At 70.6% G+C, this 21,696-nt stretch carries 20 protein-coding genes; 9 read left to right on the top strand and 11 right to left on the bottom strand.

Annotation, left to right across the window (positions count from 1 at the left end; translation table 11 throughout):
• Positions 1-9 precede the first annotated feature (9 nt).
• The 3 genes from AB5J56_RS39890 to AB5J56_RS39880 all read right to left on the bottom strand — a co-directional run bounded on the left by AB5J56_RS39890 (position 10) and on the right by AB5J56_RS39880 (position 4,113).
• The gene (locus AB5J56_RS39890) at positions 10-1,419 is read right to left on the bottom strand and encodes a cation:dicarboxylase symporter family transporter (protein WP_369240490.1); all 1,410 of its coding nucleotides are present in this window, start codon (positions 1,417-1,419) and stop codon (positions 10-12) included.
• 153 nt (positions 1,420-1,572) lie between these two features.
• Positions 1,573-3,177, bottom strand: coding sequence for a peptide-N4-asparagine amidase (locus AB5J56_RS39885; RefSeq protein WP_369240488.1), 1,605 nt, complete (start codon positions 3,175-3,177; stop codon positions 1,573-1,575).
• Between the two features lie 183 nt (positions 3,178-3,360).
• A complete protein-coding gene (locus AB5J56_RS39880; RefSeq protein ID WP_369240486.1) occupies positions 3,361-4,113 on the bottom strand; it encodes a L,D-transpeptidase family protein in 753 nt (250 codons plus the stop codon).
• A 280-nt stretch (positions 4,114-4,393) separates the two neighbouring features.
• On the opposite strand from AB5J56_RS39880, the gene AB5J56_RS39875 reads away from it, so the two are divergent.
• On the top strand, positions 4,394-6,190 hold the full coding sequence (locus AB5J56_RS39875) for an ABC transporter transmembrane domain-containing protein (RefSeq protein ID WP_369240484.1): 1,797 nt from the start codon (positions 4,394-4,396) through the stop codon (positions 6,188-6,190).
• The gene (locus tag AB5J56_RS39870; RefSeq protein ID WP_369240482.1) at positions 6,187-7,968 is read left to right on the top strand and encodes an ABC transporter ATP-binding protein; all 1,782 of its coding nucleotides are present in this window, start codon (positions 6,187-6,189) and stop codon (positions 7,966-7,968) included. The genes AB5J56_RS39875 and AB5J56_RS39870 overlap by 4 nt, the downstream gene beginning before the upstream one ends.
• Before the next feature lie 60 nt (positions 7,969-8,028).
• On the opposite strand, the gene AB5J56_RS39865 is transcribed toward AB5J56_RS39870, so the two are convergent.
• Entirely contained in the window at positions 8,029-8,547 is a 519-nt protein-coding gene (locus AB5J56_RS39865) for a hypothetical protein (protein ID WP_369240480.1), read from the bottom strand.
• 120 nt (positions 8,548-8,667) lie between these two features.
• On the opposite strand from AB5J56_RS39865, the gene AB5J56_RS39860 reads away from it, so the two are divergent.
• The 4 genes from AB5J56_RS39860 to AB5J56_RS39845 all read left to right on the top strand — a co-directional run bounded on the left by AB5J56_RS39860 (position 8,668) and on the right by AB5J56_RS39845 (position 10,909).
• Positions 8,668-9,261 carry an RNA polymerase sigma factor gene (locus tag AB5J56_RS39860; protein ID WP_369240478.1) on the top strand — a complete coding sequence of 198 codons (594 nt, stop codon included), beginning with the start codon at positions 8,668-8,670 and terminating at the stop codon, positions 9,259-9,261.
• Positions 9,239-9,883, top strand: coding sequence for an anti-sigma factor (locus AB5J56_RS39855; protein WP_369240476.1), 645 nt, complete (start codon positions 9,239-9,241; stop codon positions 9,881-9,883). The genes AB5J56_RS39860 and AB5J56_RS39855 overlap by 23 nt, the downstream gene beginning before the upstream one ends.
• A gap of 246 nt (positions 9,884-10,129) precedes the next feature.
• Positions 10,130-10,600 (top strand): DUF5709 domain-containing protein, encoded by a 471-nt coding sequence (locus tag AB5J56_RS39850; protein WP_369240474.1) that lies wholly within the window; start codon positions 10,130-10,132, stop codon positions 10,598-10,600.
• A 42-nt stretch (positions 10,601-10,642) separates the two neighbouring features.
• Positions 10,643-10,909, top strand: coding sequence for a type B 50S ribosomal protein L31 (locus AB5J56_RS39845; RefSeq protein ID WP_369240472.1), 267 nt, complete (start codon positions 10,643-10,645; stop codon positions 10,907-10,909).
• Between the two features lie 107 nt (positions 10,910-11,016).
• Here the strand turns inward: AB5J56_RS39845 and AB5J56_RS39840 are convergent, their stop codons facing one another.
• Positions 11,017-11,811 (bottom strand): metal-dependent hydrolase, encoded by a 795-nt coding sequence (locus tag AB5J56_RS39840; protein WP_369240470.1) that lies wholly within the window; start codon positions 11,809-11,811, stop codon positions 11,017-11,019.
• A gap of 145 nt (positions 11,812-11,956) precedes the next feature.
• Here AB5J56_RS39840 and AB5J56_RS39835 point away from each other — a divergent pair, with 145 nt between their 5' ends.
• Positions 11,957-14,470, top strand: coding sequence for a DEAD/DEAH box helicase (locus tag AB5J56_RS39835; RefSeq protein ID WP_369240468.1), 2,514 nt, complete (start codon positions 11,957-11,959; stop codon positions 14,468-14,470).
• Between the two features lie 19 nt (positions 14,471-14,489).
• The gene (locus AB5J56_RS39830; RefSeq protein WP_369240466.1) at positions 14,490-15,356 is read left to right on the top strand and encodes an acyl-CoA thioesterase; all 867 of its coding nucleotides are present in this window, start codon (positions 14,490-14,492) and stop codon (positions 15,354-15,356) included.
• Positions 15,357-15,417: 61 nt separating this feature from the next.
• Here AB5J56_RS39830 and AB5J56_RS39825 read toward each other — a convergent pair whose 3' ends face one another.
• Together AB5J56_RS39825 and AB5J56_RS39820 are read right to left on the bottom strand one after the other, a co-directional pair.
• A complete protein-coding gene (locus AB5J56_RS39825; protein WP_369240464.1) occupies positions 15,418-16,389 on the bottom strand; it encodes a DUF6397 family protein in 972 nt (323 codons plus the stop codon).
• Between the two features lie 127 nt (positions 16,390-16,516).
• Positions 16,517-16,930: a roadblock/LC7 domain-containing protein gene (locus AB5J56_RS39820; protein WP_369240462.1), complete on the bottom strand. Its 414-nt coding sequence runs from the start codon at positions 16,928-16,930 to the stop codon at positions 16,517-16,519.
• A 95-nt stretch (positions 16,931-17,025) separates the two neighbouring features.
• Between AB5J56_RS39820 and AB5J56_RS39815 the strand changes: the two genes are divergently transcribed.
• Complete coding sequence (locus tag AB5J56_RS39815; protein WP_369240460.1) at positions 17,026-17,454, top strand: PPOX class F420-dependent oxidoreductase; 429 nt, start codon at positions 17,026-17,028, stop codon at positions 17,452-17,454.
• A 20-nt stretch (positions 17,455-17,474) separates the two neighbouring features.
• Here AB5J56_RS39815 and AB5J56_RS39810 read toward each other — a convergent pair whose 3' ends face one another.
• The 4 genes from AB5J56_RS39810 to AB5J56_RS39795 all read right to left on the bottom strand — a co-directional run bounded on the left by AB5J56_RS39810 (position 17,475) and on the right by AB5J56_RS39795 (position 21,667).
• Positions 17,475-18,080 carry an ATP/GTP-binding protein gene (locus AB5J56_RS39810; protein WP_369240458.1) on the bottom strand — a complete coding sequence of 202 codons (606 nt, stop codon included), beginning with the start codon at positions 18,078-18,080 and terminating at the stop codon, positions 17,475-17,477.
• A 185-nt stretch (positions 18,081-18,265) separates the two neighbouring features.
• A complete protein-coding gene (locus tag AB5J56_RS39805) occupies positions 18,266-18,679 on the bottom strand; it encodes a DUF742 domain-containing protein (protein ID WP_369240456.1) in 414 nt (137 codons plus the stop codon).
• 19 nt (positions 18,680-18,698) lie between these two features.
• Positions 18,699-19,136: a roadblock/LC7 domain-containing protein gene (locus AB5J56_RS39800; protein WP_369240454.1), complete on the bottom strand. Its 438-nt coding sequence runs from the start codon at positions 19,134-19,136 to the stop codon at positions 18,699-18,701.
• A complete protein-coding gene (locus tag AB5J56_RS39795) occupies positions 19,133-21,667 on the bottom strand; it encodes a nitrate- and nitrite sensing domain-containing protein (RefSeq protein WP_369240452.1) in 2,535 nt (844 codons plus the stop codon). Before AB5J56_RS39795 ends, AB5J56_RS39800 begins: the two co-directional genes overlap by 4 nt.
• Positions 21,668-21,696: the final 29 nt, after the last annotated feature.

The following is a 21,696-nucleotide window of genomic DNA, read 5'->3' as shown; positions in this document are numbered from 1 at the left end:
CCTGGTCCGTCAACTGGCCTCGGATGCGGGCTCCTTGGCCGACTGGGCGGGGACCACGGCCTTCGGGGTCTCGCCAGCCGTGTCCGTGGCCTTCTCTGCCGCGTCCGGCTCCTCGGCTTCGGATGCGGGCACGACCTCGCCGTCCAGCACCTTCCTCGCCCGCTCCAGGTCCAGCGCGCCCTCCCAACGGGACACGGCGAAGACGGCGACGCAGTTGCCGAGCAGGTTCGTCACGACGCGCATCGAGTCCATGATGCGGTCCACACCGAGCAACAGGGCGACGGCGCCGGCGGGGATGGCCCCGAGCGAGGAGGCGGTGGCGGACAGGGCGAGGAAGGCCGAACCGGGGATGCCCGCCATGCCCTTGCTGGTGAGCATGAGCACCAGGACCACGGTGATCTGCTGGCTCAGGCTGAGGTCCACGCCCACAGCCTGGGAGATGAACAGCGTGCCGATGGACAGGTAGAGCGAGGCGCCGTCGAGGTTGAAGGAGTACCCCGTCGGCAGCACCAGGCCCACGGCGTCGTCGCGGGCGCCGGCCTTGCGCAGCTTCTGCATCACGCGCGGCAGGACGGACTCGGTGGAGGCGGTGCCGAGCGCGAGGAGCATCTCCTCGCGGATGTAGCGCAGGAACTTCCACAGGCTCAGTCCGGTGACCAGCCGCAGAGCGACGGCGAGCAGCGCGATGAACAGCGCGGCAGCGGCGTAGCACAGGATGATCAGCTTCGCGTACGTCTCGATCACGCCGAGCCCGTACTGGCCGATCAGCACGGCCATCGCACCGAACACGGCGATCGGGGCGAGTCGCATGACGAAGCTGACGATCGCGAAGATGATCTCCTGGGCCTGCTCGATGGCGGGCAGGACCTGCGGCACCTTGGTGTGGCCGAGGTGCAGCAGCGCGGCGCCCACCAGGCAGGCCAGAATCAGCACCTGGAGCAGCGAGTTCTCGGCGAAGGCGCCGATGAAACTGGTGGGAAGCGCGTTGACGATGAACTCGGTGGTCGAGGGCAGCGAGCCGCCGCCCGTCTTCGCGTCGACCGCCGACGTGTCGAGCGTGGACGGGTCGACGTGCATCCCCGAGCCGGGCTGGACAACGTTGGCAGCGACCAGGCCGATGAGCAGGGCCACCGTGGAGGCGACCTCGAACCAGATCAGGGCCTTGAGCCCGATCCGGCCGAACGCCTTCAGGTCACCGGCCTTGGCGATGCCGACGACGACCACGCAGAACACGAGCGGCGAGATGATCGTCTTGATGAGTCGTGTGAAACCGTCGCCGAGCGGCGAGAGGTCCGTGGCCACGTCGGGCCACAGCTTCCCGACGACGATTCCGAGCACGAGGGCGCAGGCGACCTGCGCGAACAGTGAGGTACGCAGTATGCGTGCGACGCGACGCGGGGACGATACAGACGGCGGCACGGGGCACTCCTCCGGGGGGATTCCTGTATGCGGAAAAGCACTTCCGCGCCGCTCACTATTGAGGAGGCGATGATTCCGGTGGCTACCTCCGTGTGACGCCCGTGTAAATCATTCAACGTGCGACTTGTTCCGCCCCAGCAGTCGCGGTCTCCCTCAGCAGTCCCTGCGGTCCTGGGTGAGCACTCCCTGAACGGTAGTCAGACTGCGGTCGTAGCAGCCGTTCGAGCCGTACAGCCGGTAGCGCTCGCTCGTCGTGCCGACCGCATGGCGTTGATCGCGCGGCACGTTCGCCGTATACGTCGCGTCGCCCGTGTAGGTGTCGTCGAGCCGGGACCACGCGGTGCGTCGGCCGCCGCTCGTCTCGACGACCGCCGCCCGGTCGCCGAGCGTCAGGACGGTGCGCAGCCGGTCGTCCGCGCCGAGGGTTGTCGTGCCGTCCATGGTGTACGTGCGGTGCGTGCGCGTCGTCCGGGCCGGTCCACGTCCGTCGACGGTGACGCTCTCGTCGTCGCTCCAGGTGGCCTTGAGGCCGTCGGTGCTCTCGCCGTCGGTCCAACGGTGCACGGAGGTGTTCGCGAGCGCCCGGCTGACGGTCGTCCTCACCCGGCCGTGCGAGGTGTCGACGTATCCGGCGACGGTCAGCCGGTGGCCGCCGTCGGTGTCGAGGCGCTGCTCCGAACCGGGCGTGTATGTCGAGGAGTTGGCGATGTCACCGGCCCTGACCTCGGTGAGCGCGCCCGTGACGTGCTCGCGGTGCGTGTCCTGCCAGACAAGGACGTTGACCGGGGCACTCCAGCCGGTCTGCCCCTCGGGAACGCCGACGACGGAGACGTCGACCTGGTGCGGGCGGCCGTCGTTGAGCAACCCCGCGAACGGCGTCAGGTCGTACTCGATGGGCTTGATGTCGAAGGCCCGCGGGCCCGGAATCACGTACCAGAGGAAGGGGTTGGACCAGCCGCCCGTCCACACGGTCGGGAACGGCTCGGCGATTCCGGCGAGTTGGCCGTCGACCTTGATCTGCACCTCGCGGTAGGGACCGTGATCGGCCTTGCAGGAGTACGGCGCGGCGTCGGGCACCGTCAGATACCAGTACTCTTCGCAGCCGCCGCCCGAGCCGGTCGCGTACACCTCGGCGACGATGCGCTCGCTGTTGCGCGGGGTGGTGAGCGTGCCGTTCTGGAGCGTGAGGACGCGGTCGGGTGTCCGGGCGGCCTTGCCCTGGGCGGCGTAGAAGGTCAGCGTCGCCTTGACGTCGATCACCCCGGTGTACGTGTCGTCGACGACGTTGCCGATGAGCATCTCGACGTCGCGGCCTTGCCGGAAGGTGTCGCTGTAGCGCGTCACGTCCTTCTCGACGGACCACTCGATACCGTCGGGGGAGGGCTCCGGGGTCGACGTACGAAGGATCTCGACGCCCCCGACGTGCAGATAGCCGAGCCGGTCGAACTGCCGCCCCTTGACCTTGCCGTCGAGCCGCAGCACGACCTTGCTCCACCGGTCGCCGCAGCCGTCCGGCGGCGTGTACGTGCCCTTGTAGGGCGTGAAGTCGCGGAACTGCGCCTGGGCGAGCGTCACTTCGCAGGACCGGCCGGCAGGCTTGGCGACCGGCGGGGCGGCCGTCAGGGGGTCGTGCCAGTCGGTGCCGAACTCGGCGGGCGGGTCGGCGAGTTGGGCGGCCGAGGCCGATCCCGCTCCGAGGAAGGTGCTCACCAGCAGGGTCACCGCGGCGAGCATGGACATGATGATCCGTCTTCTCATGTGCGGTGTTCTACGGGGGAGTTGCCCCGGCCCGCAATGGGTCGTCACCCGGGCCGCCCCCATCCGGCATGGTCCGCCTCCGGGCGTGCGGTTCCCCTCCGGGCATGCGGTCCGCGTCCTGGCGGTCCTCTGGCGGGGATGCGGGGCCGCACTTCGTGGGTGGTCCTCATTCGGCCACGACGACTACGCCTTCAGGTCCGCCTTGTCCCCCATCACCACGACAGGGTGCTGATTCGGGTCGAGCGTGCGCAGCAGGTACTCCATGCCCGACTTGGACAGGCTCACGCACGCTGACGTACCGCTGCCGTGGTCCATGTGCAGCCAGATGCTTCCGCCCTTGGTCTGCCCCTCGGGACGGGTCGGGTCGTTCGGCGCGGTGCCCTTGACCCTGTTGTAGTCGATGGCGATGACGTAGTCGAAGTCGTGCCAGTGCGACTCGGCCCAGTAGCGGGGCGCCTGGAAGGAGTCGGACTGGGTGTACGGCAGCCTGGCCCCGGGATCCGCTAGGGCGCCGCCCGCGTCGGTCAGCGTGAACACCCCGACGGGGCTGCGCTTGTCGCCCTCCCGGTGGTCGGCGGTCCAGCCCTTCTTCCCGTTGTGGCCCTCCCAACTGCTGGTCAGGTCCCAGGTGGAGCCGGCCTTCGTGTACAGGACGATCTCGGAGTCCGCGGAGTCCGGGCCTTCGCCGTAGACGGCGACGACCTGGCGGGAGTCGGACGGAATCTGCTCCCGCAACCGGTCGCCGACGTCGGGGATGCGCTTCAGGTCGACCGTGTGCGCCGGGGCGTGGCCGGTCCCGGCGCCGGATCCCGCATCCCCCTTGGCACTGCTCTCGCCGCCCGAACTGCCGCAGGCCGCCAGGGACATCACAAGGACACCGCAGGCCACCGCCAGGAAGCCCGCGCGCACCGCACCATCGATCGCACCCGTCCGCATGAGGACCATCGTCGCATCGCGTACGGGACGATTGCACCCACCTTCCGACTTCCCCACCAAATGCGGGTGGTTCAGGACCAAAATGCGCACTCTTCGCGCCGAATCCGCGCCGGCGAGCCAAAAATCGTTTGCTTCTCACCACGCTGCGAGGCGAACCTTTCACGGTTTGTTGCCGACGGTCGCCGTCGGCCGGTCGGCCGGTCACCTGCTCTCCCGGCCTCCCCTTTTTCCCGCCCCACACCCCCAACCCATCACCCCTGACACGAGCCACTGGGACGTCATGCAGATTCAAGACCTTCCGTATCCCGACCCGGGCGTACCGGACGCCCGCTCGGGTCCCCGCTTCCTGTGGTGGCTCGGCCGCAACCAGCTCGGTGGACAGATGAAGGCCCTCGCCTGGGGCCTGCTGCACTTCGTCGCCGTCTCCGCGCTGCCGTTCGGCGTCGGCCTCGCCATCCAGGCGGTCGTCGACCGCTCGGGCACCCGGCTCGCCCTGGCCGGCGGGCTGATGGTGCTGTGCGGCGTCGGGATCGCGCTGGGCGACACCATGCTGCACCGGACCGCCGTCACCAACTGGATCACGGCCGCCGCGCGCGTCCAGCAACTGCTGGCCCGCAAGACGGCCCACCTTGGCTCCGCGCTCACCCGGCGCGTCGCCGCCGGTGAGGTCGTCGCCGTCTCCACCGGCGATGTCGAGAAGATCGGCTGGTTCGTCGAGGCCGTGTCGCGGTTCGCGGCGGCGGCGGTCACCGTGGTGCTGGTCTGCGTGGGCCTGGTCGTCTACCAGCCGGCGCTCGGCGTGATCGTCGCCGTGGGCGTGCCCGTGCTGGCGCTCGCCGTGCTGCCGCTGCTGCCTCGCGCGACCCGGCGCGCCGACGTCCAGCGCGAGAAGGCCGGGCGCGCGACCGAACTGGCCTCGGACACCGTTGCCGGCCTGCGGGTGCTGCGCGGCATCGGCGGCGAGGAACTGTTCCTGGACCGCTACCGCAGGGCCTCGCAGGAGGTACGGCACGCTGCCGTGCGCAGTGCCCGGATGTGGGCGCTGATCTCGGCGATCCAGGTACTGCTGCCGGGCCTGCTGATGATCGCCGTCGTCTGGCACGGAGTGCACCTGGCCCGCGACGGCCGGATCACGGTCGGCGAACTGGTCACCGTGTACAGCGCGGTCATGCTGCTCACCTATCCGCTGCGGCACTTCGAGGAGATCGCCATGGCGTACTCCTTCTCCCGCCCGTCCGCCAAGCGCGCCGCCCGCGTGCTGTCGCTGGAACGGGTGACGGACACCGAGGGCTCGCGCGAGGCCGTCGTACCGACCGGCGATCTGTACGACCCGGCGACCGGACTACTGGCGCCCGCCGGACGGCTCACCGCCGTGGTGTGCGGCGACCCGGACGCGGCAGGGCTGCTCGCCGAACGGCTGGGCGGGCACCCGTCGGAGGAAGGCGCCTCGGCGCTGCTCGGCGGGGTCCCGCTGGACGAGCTGCCGCTCGACTCGGCCCGCACCGCCGTCCTGGTCCAGGACAAGGACCCGGTGCTGCTGTCGGGCGCGCTACGTGAACTGCTCGACGTGCCCTCCTCCGGTGCGGTGAGCGCCGCCGAGGCGCTGGCCGCCGCGCAGTGCGGCGACGTCCTGGACGCACTCGCCCAGGGGTCGCTGGACGCCGAGGACCCGATGGACGCCACGATCACCGAGCGCGGGCGGTCCCTGTCGGGCGGCCAACGCCAGCGTCTCGCGCTGGCCCGGTCGCTGATCACGGACCCGGAGGTGCTCGTCCTGGACGAGCCGACGTCCGCCGTCGACTCGCACACCGAGGCACGGGTCGCCGACGGGGTGCGTGCCCTGCGCTCCGGGCGCACGACGGTCGTCTTCACCTCCTCGCCGCTGCTCCTGGACCACGCGGACCGGGTCGTGCTGGTCCACGAGGGCGAGGTCACCGCGGTCGGCCTGCACCGCGAACTGGTGCACAGCGACGCCCGGTACCGGGCCGTCGTGACCCGCGAGACCGACGACGAGGCCGCGCTGAGCGGCGCCCGGACCACCCTGGACACACTGGAAGAAATCGAGGAGACCGCATGATCGGCGTGGCGCCCCCGGCGTACGACCCGGCCGCCCCGACGACGGCGAACACCCTGCCCGTCGGCGCCCCCGCGACCGTACGCGCCTACGTGACCGAACTGTTCCAACGGCACCGCCGGGCCTTCCTGCTGCTGGTCACCGTCAACACGGCTGCCGTCGTGGCCTCGATGGCCGGGCCCTATCTGCTGGGCGCGGTCGTCGAGCGGGTCTCGGACGGCGCGCGCGAACTCCATCTGGAGCGCACCATCGCGCTGTTCGTCGTCGCGCTGTTCGTGCAGGCCGTGTTCGTACGGCAGGTGCGGCTGCGCGGCGCGATGCTCGGCGAACGGATGCTGGCCGACCTGCGCGAGGACTTCCTCGTACGGTCGGTGGGACTGCCGCCGGGCGTTCTGGAGCGAGCCGGAACGGGTGACCTGCTCTCGCGCATCACCACGGACATCGACCGGCTGGCCAACGCGATGCGCGAGGCCGTGCCGCAGCTGGCCATCGGCGTGGTGTGGGCGGCACTGCTGCTCGGCGGGCTCGCCGTGACAGCGCCGCCGCTCGCCCCCGCCGTGCTGGTCGCCGTGCCCCTGCTGGTGGTCGGCTGCCGCTGGTACTTCAAGCGGGCGCCGTCCGCCTACCGCTCGGAGGCCGCCGGATACGCCGCCGTGGCCGCCGTCCTCGCCGAGACCGTGGACGCCGGACGCACCGTCGAGGCCCACCGTCTGGGCGAGCGCCGCATCGACCTGTCGGAGCGCCGTGTCAAGGAGTGGACCGCCTGGGAGCGGTACACACTGTGGCTGCGGTCGGTGCTCTTCCCGGTCATCAACATGACCCATGTGACGGTCCTCTGCTCGGTGCTGATGATCGGCGGGGTCTTCGTCCTGCAGGGCTGGATCGGAGTCGGGCAGCTGACCACGGGCGCGCTGATCGCGCAGATGCTCGTCGACCCGGTGGGCCTCATCCTGCGCTGGTACGACGAGTTGCAGGTCGCCCAGGTCTCGCTGGCCCGCCTGGTCGGTGTGCGGGACATCGAGCCGGCCGCGGGCGACGCGACGGTGGTCCCGGACGGGCGCGACGTGCACGCGGACGAGGTGCACTTCGGCTACCGGGAGGGCGTGGACGTGCTGCGCAAGGTCTCCCTGGAGGTCGCGCCCGGCACACGGCTGGCCCTGGTCGGCCCCTCGGGGGCGGGCAAGTCCACGCTGGGCCGGCTGCTCGCCGGGATCTACGCTCCCCGCGACGGCCGGATCACCCTGGGCGGCGCCGAGCTGTCCCGGATGCCCGCGGAGGAGGTGCGCTCCCATGTGGCCCTGGTCAACCAGGAGCACCACGTCTTCGTGGGCTCGCTGCGCGACAACCTGCTGCTCGCCAGGACGGGTGCGGTCGATGCCGAGCTGTGGGCGGCACTGGGCGCCGTCGACGCGGATGGCTGGGCACGGGCGCTGGACGACGGTCTGGACACCGAGGTCGGCTCGGGCGGGCACTCGCTCACCCCGGCCCAGGCCCAGCAGATCGCGCTGGCCCGGCTGGTGCTCGCCGACCCGCACACGCTGGTCCTGGACGAGGCGACCTCGCTGCTCGACCCGCGCGCTGCCCGTCACCTGGAGCGCTCGCTGGCCCGGGTCCTGGACGGCCGCACCGTCGTCGCCATCGCCCACCGGCTGCACACCGCCCATGACGCCGACGTCATCGCCGTCGTCGAGGCGGGCCGCATCAGCGAGCTCGGCAGCCACGACCAGCTGGTCGCCGCCGACGGCGCGTACGCGGCGCTGTGGCGGTCCTGGCACGGGTGACCCTCCGGGGGCCGCCGCGTCGCGGCGGCCCCCGGAGCGCGCTCGGGCCCCCAGACACGCTCAGTAGCCATTACCACCGCCGCTGCCGGTGTCGGCCGACTTGGTGATCGCCTTGCCACCGGAGTCGAGGACGTACCAGATCTTGTCGATGCCCTGGCCGTTCGTGTCGCCGACGGCCTTGTCGTTGGCGTAGTAGTACAGCGGATGTCCGGCGTAGGTCGCCTGCGGCTTGTCGCCCTTCGTGGTGGCGATCAGTTTCGCGTCGGCACCGGAGCCGGCCGACGGCTTGCCTTCCACCGGCGGCCACAGCTTCAGACAACTCGCGTCGCAGTTCATCGAGTTGGTGTTCTTGCCGTCGTCGGTGAACAGATACAGCGTGTGCCCGCTGCCGTCGACGAGGATGTCCCCCAGCGACGAGTTGGCGGTCTTGACCACGGACGCGTCCCTGGCCACCGATGCCGTGGCCGTACCACCACCGCTCGTGCCATTTCCGCTGCCACCGCCGCCACCCCCGCACCCCGCCAGTCCCAGTACGGCCGCGCATGCGAAGGCGGCCACTGCGATCCCGCTTCTGCTCATGATCTTCCGTCCCTTCTCTGCCCGGGTTGGTTGTACGAACGGGGAGGACGAACGGATTGCGGAGCCCCTGTCTGCCGCTCTGCGCAATCCCTCCGGCCGTTTCGGACGTACCAATGAGATGTGGAGCTGTTCTCTCGTGCGGACCGGACCGACGACGCCTCACTCGTCGCCGGCTTCGCGCTGGGCGACGAGGCGGCATCGGTCGCGTTCGTCCGCCGCTTCCAGAACGCGGTGTACGGCCTCGCGCTCTCCGTGACACGCGAGCCGGGCCTCGCGGAGGACGTGAGCCAGGAGGTCTTCGTCCGCGCCTGGCGTGCCGCGGGCAACTACGACGCACGGCGCGCCTCGGTGCTGACCTGGCTGCTGACCATCACCCGCAACGCCGCCATCGACGCGGTCCGGGCCCGCCGTGCCACCCCCGTCCTCGCGGAGACACTGGAGCGGCTGATCGACGTGACACTCGAGGAGGAGGGCCCCGAACGACAGGCACTGACCGCCATCGAAAGCAGCCACGCCGTCGCCCGCCTGCGTGACCTGCCCATCGAGCAGGCACGCGCCGTCGCCCTCGCCGTCCTGGGCGGCTGCACCGCGGCCGAGGTGGGACAGCACGAGCAGATCCCTCTCGGCACCGCCAAGACCCGCATCCGCACCGGCCTGCGCAGGCTGCGCGCCTCGTTGAAGGAGGACAGCCGTGACGGACCACCACCCCGATGAGGACGAACTGATCGCCCTCGCCCTCGGCACCCTTCCCGACGAGCAGTCGACGCTCCTCGGCCACCTCAACACCTGCCCGGCCTGCCGGACGGTGTACGACGAGATCTCGGGGGCCGTCGACGCGGTACTGCCGGCGGCACCGACCGTCGCCGCCCCGGCCGGTTTCGACGCCAGGGTCCTCGACCGCATCGAGGTCCGCAGACCTGCCCCGCGCCGCTCGCATCGCATCCCCCTGCTGGTCGCCGCGGCCGCGGCTATGGGCGTGGGTCTCGGCGCGGTCGCCACCACGATCGCCGACCAGAACCCGCCGTCGTCGGTCACCGCGAGTGATCACGGTGCCCTGCTCGTCAGCCGCGGCGGATCCACGGTGGGAACCGTCGAGCCGAGTTACGTGGACAACCATCGGGTCGTGGTCATGCAGATCACCGACAGTCCTCCCGACACCCACTACCGCTGCCGCCTGGTCCTCAAGGACGGCACCCGCCACGACGCGGGCCAGTGGTGGACCCCATCCTCCGGACGGGCCACCTGGATCACCTACGGGGCGACGGCCACGATCGACCGGGTGGAGCTGGTGAACGACGCCGGTCAGGTGTGGTCGAGCGCCGACCTGGCGGACTGAACCACGCTCGTGCCCCCGCACCGGACTCGGCGCCGATCCGGCACCGCCGTCCACGTGGTCGGCGCGTCCCATGGGTGCTCTGGCGTTGCGCGGTGCCGAAAGGGGGTGGAAGGCTGGGTATGGGCACCGGCTCGGGGAGCACCTGGCAACCATCCGGTTCGCGAGGTCGCCGCCTGCGCCGAGCGGTACCCGCGTCCGCCGTGGAGCACGGCGGGACTCGGCCCGCCCCACCACCAGGAGGTACCCGTGGACAGCGCCGACGGATGGGGAGACGACGTCTATCAGCCCGACGGCTCCGAAGTGCAGGACGACTCGGGGCTGCTCGACGGCGAGGACACCCTGGTCGCCGATGGTGTCGACGACCCTCTGGACCGGGGCTGGTCGCCACCCGACCGCCCATGGGCGGTGGAGCGCTCCGGCGTGACCGCGGCCGAGGGGCACCGGGGAGAGACCCTGGAGGAACGCCTGGCGGAAGAGCTGCCCGACATCGCGGCCTCCGACGGAGACGGCATCGGCGACTGCGAGGGCACCGACGGCGAACCCCTGGACAACGAAGTGGGCGCCTCCCGCTCCGGTCGGCTCGTGGCACCCAACGAGGGCGCCCATGAGGACGAGGAGAGCGGGCTGATCGCCACCGACGTGGGCATCGACGGCGCCGCCGCGTCGGCCGAGGAGGCCGCGATGCACATCGTCGACGAGGACTCCCTGTCCGGCTGACGCCGCCGACCCCGCCCCGCCACTCCCACCCGAGGAGCCTTCATGCCCCAGCTTCCCGACTACCGCCCCGTGGTCTTCCGTGACCGCGCCGCCGGCTACGCCTTCCTCACCCGGTCCACCGCGACCAGCAAGCAGACCATCGACTGGGACGACGGCGAGACCTACCCGGTCGTGGACGTGGAGATCTCCTCGGAGAGCCACCCCTTCTACACGGGCAAGGCACGGACGGTGGACTCCGAGGGACGGATCGCCCAGTTCGAGCGACGGTACGGCGGAACGGGCGAGAAAGCCGACAACGACAGCGCGTGAGGCGAAAGCCTTACGTGAGACGGGGGCCTTGCCGGAGGCGAAGGCCTTGCGGGAGGCATGGCCTCTACGGCAGGCACGGACCGCCGGTGTGCGGCCGAGCCGCCCGCTCAGATGAAGTTGAGCGCCGCCGCGCAGCCCACTCCGCCGAGCAGCATGAACGCCGGCATCAGCACCTTGAGCTCGATCCAGCTGCCGGCGCGGAACCGCATGCCCTTGGGCGGGCCGATCGGGTACCAGCGCTTGCGGCCGACCGGGATCGGCCACAGGATCGGGCAGCCGGACACCGTCAGCGCGTCCCCGATGTCGTGCACCAGCGCGCCCAGGACGATCGGCAGCCCGAGCCACAGGTACTCCTGGCCGGGTGCCGTGAACAGCCAGTCGGAGCCGTTGCCCGGCTTGTCCAGCACTCCCGCCAGGATCCACGCGCTCGTCGCGGCCAGCAGCCAGACCAGGACGTCGGCGCTGGAGCCACGGGTCGCCCGCCAGAGCAGACCCTCGATGGCGAGCACAATGTGGACGAAGAGGATGGCCAGGACCGCCCAGCGGCCGCCGGTGATCGCCACGACCGAGGTACCCGCGCCGAGCAGCACCGCCCACAGCCAGGTGTGCGTCAGTGTGCGGTGGCCGCCGGAGCGTCGCGGGTCGCCGGGCTTCCTCGTCCCCTTGTAGACGGCGTACGAGAGTTTGTCGACGATCTCGCACAGTCCCCGCGAGAGGGGCCCGAAGGCCCGCGAGATGGTGGCCGCCTTGTGGTCCAGGTCGGGGGCGAGCGCCGCACCGGCGCAGATCAGCGCGCCGACCAGGAGGACCGGCCAGGGCATCGTGTGGCCGGCGGCGGCAGCCGCCGCGCCGACGCCGAGCCACGCCGCGGCTCCCGACAGTGAGTGTGCTGGTCCCATCATCGCCGTACCCCGCCCCATTCCGCTTGTCCCGCTGTCCAGTTGCCCGCGCACGCTGACACGTCGTCGGCGCCACAGCGTAGCGTTCGTGATCTTCGGACGAGCATCCGATTCCCCCATCGAGCGGGAGGACAGGCAAGATGGGTCCGTGACCCTCATCGATCAGCTGCCGCAGACCGCAGACCCCGACGCCCTCTACGAAGCCTTCGAGTCGTGGGTCGGGGAACGTGGTCTCACCCTCTATCCGCACCAGGAGGAGGCACTGATCGAGGTGGTCTCGGGCGCGAACGTGATCGTGTCCACGCCCACCGGCTCGGGCAAGAGCATGATCGCCGCGGCTGCCCACTTCGCGGCGCTCGCCCGCGACGAGGTCACCTTCTACACGGCGCCGATCAAGGCGCTCGTCTCGGAGAAGTTCTTCGAGCTGTGCAAGATCTTCGGCACCGAGAACGTCGGCATGCTCACCGGCGACGCCTCCGTGAACGCCGACGCGCCCGTCATCTGCTGCACCGCCGAGGTGCTGGCCTCCATTGCGCTGCGCGACGGCAAGCAGGCCGACGTCGGCCAGGTCGTGATGGACGAGTTCCACTTCTACGCCGAGGGTGACCGTGGCTGGGCCTGGCAGATCCCGATCCTGGAACTGCCGCAGGCTCAGTTCATCCTGATGTCGGCGACACTCGGCGACGTCGCGATGTTCGAGAAGGACCTCACCCGGCGCACCGGCCGCCCCACCGCGGTGGTCCGCTCGGCGACCCGCCCCGTCCCGCTGTCCTACGAGTACGTGCTGACTCCGCTGACGGAGACGCTCACCGAGCTGCTGGCCACCAAGCAGGCCCCGGTGTACATCGTGCACTTCACCCAGGCGCAGGCCGTGGAACGGGCGCAGGCGCTGATGAGCATCAACATGTGCACGCGGGAGGAGAAGGACCAGATCGCCGAGCTGATCGGCAACTTCCGCTTCACCACCAAGTTCGGCCGCAATCTCTCCCGTTACGTGCGGCACGGCATCGGCGTGCACCACGCGGGCATGCTGCCCAAATACCGCCGCCTGGTGGAGAAGCTGGCCCAGGCCGGCCTGCTGAAGGTCATCTGCGGTACGGACACCCTCGGCGTCGGCGTCAACGTCCCCATCCGCACCGTGCTGTTCACGGCGCTGACGAAGTACGACGGCAACCGGGTGCGGACGCTGCGCGCGCGGGAGTTCCACCAGATCGCGGGTCGTGCCGGACGCGCCGGCTTCGACACGGCGGGCTTCGTGGTCGCGCAGGCGCCCGAGCACGTCATCGAGAACGAGAAGGCGCTGGCCAAGGCGGGCGACGACGCGAAGAAGCGCCGGAAGGTGGTACGCAAGAAGGCTCCCGAGGGTTTCGTCGGCTGGACGGAGAACACCTTCGAGAAGCTCATCTCCTCCGATCCGGAGCCGCTGACGTCGCGTTTCCGGGTGACGCACACGATGCTGCTGTCCGTGATCGCCCGGCCGGGCAACGCCTTCGACGCGATGCGTCATCTGCTGGAGGACAACCACGAGCCGCGCAAGCAGCAGCTGCGGCACATCCGGCGGGCGATCGCGATCTACCGCTCCCTCCTCGACGGCGGCATCGTCGAGAAGCTCGACGAGCCGGACGCGAGCGGACGCATCGTGCGCCTTACCGTCGACCTGCAGCAGGACTTCGCGCTCAATCAGCCGCTGTCGACCTTCGCGCTCGCCTCGTTCGACCTCCTCGACCCCGAATCCCCCTCGTACGCGCTGGACATGGTGTCCGTCGTCGAGTCCACGCTGGATGATCCGCGGCAGATCCTGGCGGCCCAGCAGAACAAGGCGCGCGGCGAGGCCGTGGCGGCGATGAAGGCGGACGGCGTCGAGTACGAGGACCGCATGGAGCGCCTCCAGGACGTGTCGTACCCCAAGCCTCTGGAGGAGCTGCTCTTCCACGCGTACAACACCTACCGCAAGAGCCACCCGTGGGTGGGCGATCACCCGCTCTCCCCGAAGTCCGTCATCCGCGACATGTACGAACGCGCCATGACCTTCACCGAGTTCGTCTCCCACTACGAGCTCGCGCGCACCGAGGGCATCGTGCTGCGCTACCTCGCGAGTGCCTACAAGACCCTCGACCACACCGTCCCGGACCACCTCAAGTCCGAGGACCTGGAGGATCTCATCGCCTGGCTGGGCGAGATGGTGCGCCAGGTCGACTCCAGCCTCCTGGACGAGTGGGAGCAGCTCGCCAACCCCGAGGAGATGACGGCCGAGGAGGCCCAGGAGAAGGCCGACCAGGTCAAGCCGGTCACCTCCAACGGACGCGCCTTCCGCGTCCTGGTCCGCAACGCCATGTTCCGCCGCGTCGAACTCGCCGCCCTGGACCACGTCGACGAGCTGGGCGAGATGGACGCCGAGTCCGGCTGGGACGCCGACGCCTGGGGCGAGGCGATGGACAAGTACTGGGACGAGTACGAGGACCTCGGCACCGGCCCCGACGCACGCGGCCCCAAGCTGCTGTTGATCACCGAGGAGCCACAGCACAACCTGTGGCGCGTCCGGCAGACCTTCGCCGACCCGAACGGTGATCACGACTGGGGCATCAGCGCGGAGGTCGACCTCGCCGCCTCCGACGCGGAGGGCCGGGCGATCATCCGGGTCACCGACGTCGGCCAGCTGTGAGCACAGGAGAATGCAACCCATGACGAACCCAGCCGAGAGGCTCGTCGATCTGCTCGACCTGGAGCAGATCGAGGTCAACATCTTCCGCGGCCGCAGCCCGCAGGAATCCTTGCAACGTGTCTTCGGCGGCCAGGTGGCGGGCCAGGCCCTGGTCGCCGCCGGCCGCACCACGGATGGCGACCGGCCGGTGCACTCGCTGCACGCGTACTTCCTGCGCCCGGGACGGCCGGGCGTGCCCATCGTGTACCAGGTCGAACGGGTGCGGGACGGGCGGTCGTTCACCACCCGGCGGGTCACCGCCGTGCAGCAGGGCCGCACGATCTTCAATCTGACCGCCTCCTTTCACAAGCCTGAGGAAGGGAGCTTCGAGCATCAGCTGCCGCCCGCTCGCGAGGTCCCGGATCCGGAGTCGCTGCCGACGGTGACGCAGGAGATCAAGGAACATCTGGGCACGCTCCCCGAAGCGTTGGAGCGCATGGCCCGGCGTCAGCCCTTCGACATCCGCTATGCGGACCGGCTGCGCTGGACCCCCGAGGAGATCAAGGACGCCGAACCCCGCAGCGCGGTGTGGATGCGCGCCGTCGGTCCTCTGGGCGACGACCCGCTCGTGCATACCTGCGCCCTCACCTATGCGAGCGACATGACCCTCCTGGACGCGGTGCGCATCCCCGTCGAGCCGCTGTGGGGTCCGCGCGGCTTCGACATGGCCTCGCTCGATCACGCCATGTGGTTCCACCGGCCGTTTCGGGCGGACGAGTGGTTCCTGTACGACCAGGAGTCCCCGATCGCGACGGGTGGACGCGGCCTGGCCCGCGGGCGGATCTACGACCTGGAGGGGCGCCTGCTGGTCTCGGTCGTCCAGGAGGGCCTTTTCCGGGCGCTCTAGGCAGGTGTCCGGCCGTCCGGTCGAAAGGTAAGGGTGTTCCGCCGACTTGGAGTTGGCCTGGTCAGGAGTTTCTGCGGCGCAGCCAGCCCAGCAGTCGTCGCGAGCGTTCCGGTGCCTCGCCCGGGGCCGGCGGTTCCCCGGGCGGAGGCGCCTGGTGTGCGGCAGCCGGCGGTGAGGGCTTCGGCGCGGGGCGGGGAGCGGGGCGGAACTCCCGGGCCTCCTTGACCGCCTGCCCCAAGTCCGCCCTGAGCCAGCTGATCTCATCGGGGTCGCTCGCCGTCATGATCCGCGAGGCGAGGTGTGCGGCGGCGGATTCCGGTGCCCCGTGGGAGGCGAGCGGGGGCCGGAACCGGTTCAGATGGGCCCGCTCGTACGGGTCCCTGACGATCTCCGCCACCTGGACGGGATCGAGCAGAGAGGCCAGGACGGCGGCGCGCGCCCAGGGGTCCTCGGCCTGCCGCAGCAGAAACCCCATGTGCCGTCCCCGCCAGTTGCGCGGGCGCAGGTCCAGGCCCGCCTGCAGTTGGTCGCGGAGTCCCTCGGCAATGCGTCCGCTCAGCAGCCGGGCGCGCTGCTCGTCGGCCGCGAATTCCCGCAGTTCCTCGGCCAGATACAGCCAGACCACCGCCCGGTACCTGTTCAGATAGAACTTCACCGGCACGATCAGGCCCAGGCGCGCGAGACGCGTGAACCTGGTGGTCGTCACCTTCATCAGGGCCGCGCCCTCCGTCGTACCGACGACCGTGACGCGGTCGCGCAGCGCCGCCGGAAAGCCGGGCCCGGAGCGCACCCGGTCGATCTCCGCGCGTGTGACGCGGCGTCCTCCTCCCCCGTCGTCAGGAACGGTCCGGATGCGGCCGAGCTGTACGGCGAGGTCGAACTCGCCTCGTCGAAGGTCCAGTTGGCGCGCCGCGCTGCTCAGCGCGAGCGTCGGCCGGTGTACCGCGGGCACGACCGTGGCGGCAGCGGGCGTGACGGACACCGAAGTGCCGGATGTTGATGGGCCGGACTGCGTGATGGTGTTGCCGGACATGGCGGTTCTCCCCGTGGACCGAGTTGCTCACGCTGGCGTGCGCTTGCTTCGGGAAAAACCGTAGCCGGATCGGCCGATCTCGCGCCGAGCCTGTGGATAACTTTGACGACTACAGCGTTTACGCAGGTCAGAGGTCCATCGTGGATGTCCGCTCGGGCGCTCGCGCATCCACCGCCAGATGCTCACCGACGCGGTTCACCAACAGGGTCATCTCGTAGGCGACCTGGCCGATGTCGGCCTCCGCGGCGCTGAGGACACACAGACAGCTGCCCGCGCCCGCCGCGGTGACGAAGAGGACCGCGTCGTCGAACTCGATCATGGTCTGGCGCACCTGGCCCGCGCCGAAGTGGCGGCCGGAGCCCTTGGCCAGGCTGTGCAGGCCGGACGAGACGGCGGCGAGATGCTCGGCATCCTCGCGCCGAAGTCCCGTACTGGCGCCCGTCACCAGCCCGTCGTTGGACAGCACCAACGCGTGCCGTACGTGTTCGACGCGCTCGGTCAGGTCGTCCAACAGCCAGCCGAGTCCCGCGTTCTGCACCATGATCCGCTCTCCCCGTTCGTCTGTCCTCCCTGGCCGGAGGATCCGACCTGCCAGCCTTCCCCACGGCCGCCGTCCGAGCAAGGAGGATGGGCGGCATGGCACAGAAGATGACCCATGAGCAATGGCGGGCGTTCGTCTCGCACGGCACCCGCACCGGAAAGCTGTCGACCGTCAGGGCGGACGGGAGTCCGCACGTGACGCCGATCTGGTTCCTGCTGGACGGCGACGACGTGGTGTTCAACACCGCGAAGGAGAGCGTGAAGGGGCGGAACCTGGCCCGTGACGGCCGGGCCGCGCTGTGCGTGGACGACGACCGGCCACCCTTCGACTTCGTCGTGCTGCAGGGGCGGGCCGAACTCTCCGAGGATCTCGGCGAATTGCGGGACTGGGCCGCGCGGATAGGCGCGAGGTACATGGGCGAGGACCGCGCCGAGGAGTTCGGGAAGCGCAATGGCGTCCCCGGTGAACTCCTCATACGCCTGCGGATCGAGAAGGTCCTGGCCCAGTCCGCCGTGGCCGACTGACGCTCCGGCCCGGCCGGCCCTCAGCCCACGGAATCGAGCAGCCGGGCGGTGTGTACCCGCCCGGCGTACTCGACCAGACGGATCAACACCTCCTTCCCCGAGTCGCGGTCACGGGCGTCGCAGAGCACCACAGGCGTGCCCCGGTCCAGATCGAGGGCCCGGGACACGTCCTGAGCGCCGTAGGTGCGCGCGCCCGAGAAGCAATTGACGGCCACCACGAACGGGATGTGCCGGTGCTCGAAGTAGTCCACCGCGGGGAAGCAGTCCTCGAGCCGCCGGGTGTCCGCGAGGACGACGGCTCCGAGGGCGCCCTGCGACAACTCGTCCCACAGGAACCAGAAACGGTCCTGTCCGGGGGTGCCGAAGAGGTAGAGCGAGAGTCCGGACCTGATGGTGATGCGCCCGAAGTCCATGGCGACGGTCGTCGTGACCTTCTGGTCCACGCCGTCGGTGTCGTCGACCGACTGGCCGGCCTCGCTCAGCAGTTCCTCGGTGCGCAGTGGCCTGATCTCACTGACCGCGCCCACCAGGGTGGTCTTGCCCACGCCGAATCCGCCGGCGACCAGTATCTTCAACGCCAGGGCGGTCATTTCGCCACCCGAGGCGTCGGAGTTCTCGGAGACCATCGATCACTTCTCTCGGGAGTGCCGGCAACGGTCGACGTCGGTACATTTGTGCGGAGTCTGCATCATGGCAACTGCGACTCCCCTTCGGGGGATTGGACCGCTATTTCACCGTTGTGACCGACTCTCGCCTGTTCGGTGCCCGAATGTATGCGCAAGTCGGCACGGGCCGCGTCCACCTGGTTCATCTACAGCGCCCTCAATCCCGCGATCACCTCGCGCAGAATGCGTTCGTCGGGTAGTTGTGCGGGCGGCACGGGGCGGCTGACGGTGACGCAGCCCAGCTCCAGAAGGTCGCCCAGGAGCACCCTCACGACTCCCACCGGCAGGTCCGCTCCCGCACCGAGCTCGGCCACGGACTGTGTCTCGACGCGGCACAGCTCGATGAGGGCCCGGTGTTCGGGACCCAGGGAGGTGTCGTCGTCGACGCCGGGCGCGGCCGTGTCGAGCGTGACGAGGGCAATCAGGTCGAAGCGCACCCCGGTGGGCCCGGGTTTGGTGCGGCCGCCCGTCATGGCGTAGGGGCGGACGAGAGGTCCGGCCTCGTTGTCGTACCACTGGCTGCCCGGCTGCTCCAGGGCGCCGGGCCTGTCCTCGGTCATCTGCACCGACCGTCCTCGGTCATCCGGCGGCGGGCGGCTGCGCTGCGACGCGCGGCGGCGTGTAGAGGTGTTCGCCGACGCGCTTGACCAGCCGCGCCATCTCGTAGGCCACCAGGCCGATGTCGGCCGTGACGGCGGTGAGCAGGGCGAGGCACGAGCCGTCGCCCGCTGCCGCCACGAAGAGAAAGCCGTCGTCCATCTCCACCATCGTCTGGCGCACGCCCCCGGCACCGAAGTGACGGCCGGCGCCCTTGGCCAGGCTGTGGAAACCGGAGGCGACGGCGGCGAGGTGCTCCGCGTCCTCGCGCCGGAGGTCGGTGGACGCGCCCACCGCGAGGCCGTCGTTGGACAGCACCACGGCGTGCCGCACTTCGGCGACGCGCAGTACCAAGTCGTCCAGCAGCCAGTCGAGTTCGCCCGACCGCTGGGCGGCCCTCATACTCGGGTCCTGGATCATGCGAGGTCTCCTTCGCTGCTGTCACTGCCCGGTTCGGCATCGGGGGCGACGCCGAGCCCGGGTGTCCTTCCGCCGCCACGCGCCCAGCCGTCGCGGTAGGCCGCCATGCGGTCTCGTACGACTTCGGGGGTGCGCTCGTCGTCGGGGCGGGGGCTCGAGGCGTCCGCCCGCTCCTCGGGGCGCTGTTCGCGCAGCTGTGGAGCGAGATGCGCCTGCCGTACGCGCCGCGGAAGGTCGTCGGATGCCTCGGAGTCCTCCGCGGGCCTGTGCAGGCGCAAGGTGGTGACTCCAGGTGGCGGGGTTTCGGATGAGCCGTTCGAGGAGGCCTCGACGGCGGCTTGCAGGGGTACGGCCAGGGCGGGCCGTTCCGTCAGCGCCTGGAGTGAGTCCTGCTCCGGGGCGGCTGCCACGCGCGCGTACTCGCGTTCAGCGGGCCGTCCGGTGTCGGCTGCCTTGGGGGAACGTTCCGCCGCACCGCCGTGCAGCAGGGCCGTGGGGAGCAGGACGACCGCCGTGGTGCCGCCGTAGGGCGAGGTCCTCAGGTGCACCTTGATGCCGTGTCGCGCGGCGAGTCTGCTGACCACGAACAGGCCGAGCCGGTCGCTGTCGAACAGGTCGAGCGCCTCGGACTGCTCGATGCGGCGGTTGGCCTCGGCGAGTGTCTCCGTGCCCATGCCGAGCCCGCGGTCCTCCACTTCCACGGCGTAGCCGTTGCCGACCGGTTCTCCGGTGACGCGGACGCGGGTGTGCGGCGGCGAGAACTGTGCCGCGTTCTCGACGATCTCCGCGAGGAGGTGCGTGAGGTCGGCGACGGCGGCACCGGCCACGGAGGCCTCGGGGAGTTGTCGTACCTCCACGCGCGCGTAGTCCTCGACTTCGGATACGGCGGCGCGGACGACGTTCGTCAGGGAGACGGGCATGCGCCAGGCACGGCCGGGGGCGGCTCCGGAGAGGATGATCAGGCTCTCCGCGTGGCGCCGCATGCGTGTGGTGAGGTGGTCGAGCCGGAACAGGTCGCTCAGCTCGTTGGGGTCGTCGGACCTGCGTTCCATGCTGTCCAGCAGGCTCAGTTGGCGGTGCACGAGGACCTGGCTGCGCCGGGCGAGGTTGACGAAGACGCCCGAGATTCCGCTGGCGAGTTCCGCGCGTTCGACGGCGGCGCGCAGGGCGGCGCGGTGGACGATGCCCAGGGCCTCCGCGACCTGTGCGGTCTCGTCCTCCGCGGGCGGCCCGGGCGGGGCCTCCGCACGGACGTCGATCTCTTCTCCGGCGCGCAGTTTGCGCATGGCCTCGGGGAGTTTGCGGCGGGCGATCTCCAGGGCGCCGTTGCGCAGGCTCACCAGCTCCACGACGAGACCGCGTCCGATGCGTACGGAGATCACCAGGGATGCGGCGACTGCGGCGAGGCCGAAGAGGACGGCGGCACCGGCGGGCGTGAGCAGCCCGCGCGAGAACGGGTCGGCCCGGTCGGCGACACCGCGGCCCGCGTCCGCCTCGATGGTGCGCATGCCGTCCTGCACGCGCGCGTGGGGCGTGCTCCAGTCGGCTGCCGGCGCGGCATCGATCGCCTTGCCGCCGGGCCGGGACACAAGCACCTTGTCCTCGACGGCGCGCACGTGGGCGTAGGCGCTCCCCTCCACGAGGTCGTGCCAGGCAGCTCGTTCGGGCCCGCGCAGATCCGTTGCCGCCGCATCGGTCAGGGTGTGACGCGTGTCGACGGCGCCGGTGAACAGCCGCAGCCGTTCGCCGTCCAGGGTTCCGGCGAGCCGGGCGCTGGAGAGCACCGTGTCCTCCTGGGCCAGCGCCTCCCCCGCCCGGGAGAATTCGAGCAGCACGCGCGCGTCGGAGCCGAGATCGGCGTCCTGGATGCCGGTGAGCGCGCCGCCCACGGAGAACGCCGTCGCGATGGTCTTGGTGTACTGCCCGTACGCCTCGTCCCATCCGGCACGGCGCTCCAGGACGGCGGTCCGCAGGGTCGGCAACCCCTCGGCGCCGGTGACGAAGGCGTCCAGGCGCTCGGCCACTCCGGCAGGCAGGTCGGCGCCGTCGGCAACGGTGTTGTGGTCGCCGAGCCGCAGCTTCGCCAGCGCGCGGTCGGTGCGTCCCGCCAGCTTCTTCAGGTCGTTCTGCTGCACGGCGGCGGGGTCGGTGGCGTAGCGGACGGCGGCCTCGCGTTCCGTCTGGAGCGCGGCGACGGCGTCGTCGACCGGAGCGCGGACCGTCTTGTCCACGCTCTGCAACTGACGCAGCCGTGAGACGTCCTGGGCGGTGGTCACGGTGGCGTACGCCCACAGGGCGAGCAGGGAGACGACCGGCACCATCAGCAGGCAGACGATCTTCGCGCGCACGGTGCGAGGGCGCACGTGCCAGCGCACCGCATGTGCGGGTGTCTCGGGCGACGAGCCGGACTGCATCTCGTCGGGGTCGGTGTACTCGTCGGCAGGAGGGCCCGCATGGGCGCGGCGGCCCCGCGGCGGGGGCTGGGGCGGCGCCTCGGCGGCGCCTGTGGGGGTCCTACGGGGTGTACGCATGGCCTCCTCGCTCGGAAAGGTTCGGGCGT

Source organism: Streptomyces sp. R21, from assembly GCF_041051975.1.
GTDB lineage: Bacteria > Actinomycetota > Actinomycetes > Streptomycetales > Streptomycetaceae > Streptomyces.
Note: the sequence above shows the minus strand (reverse complement) of the source record. Positions and strands in the feature narration are given on the sequence as shown.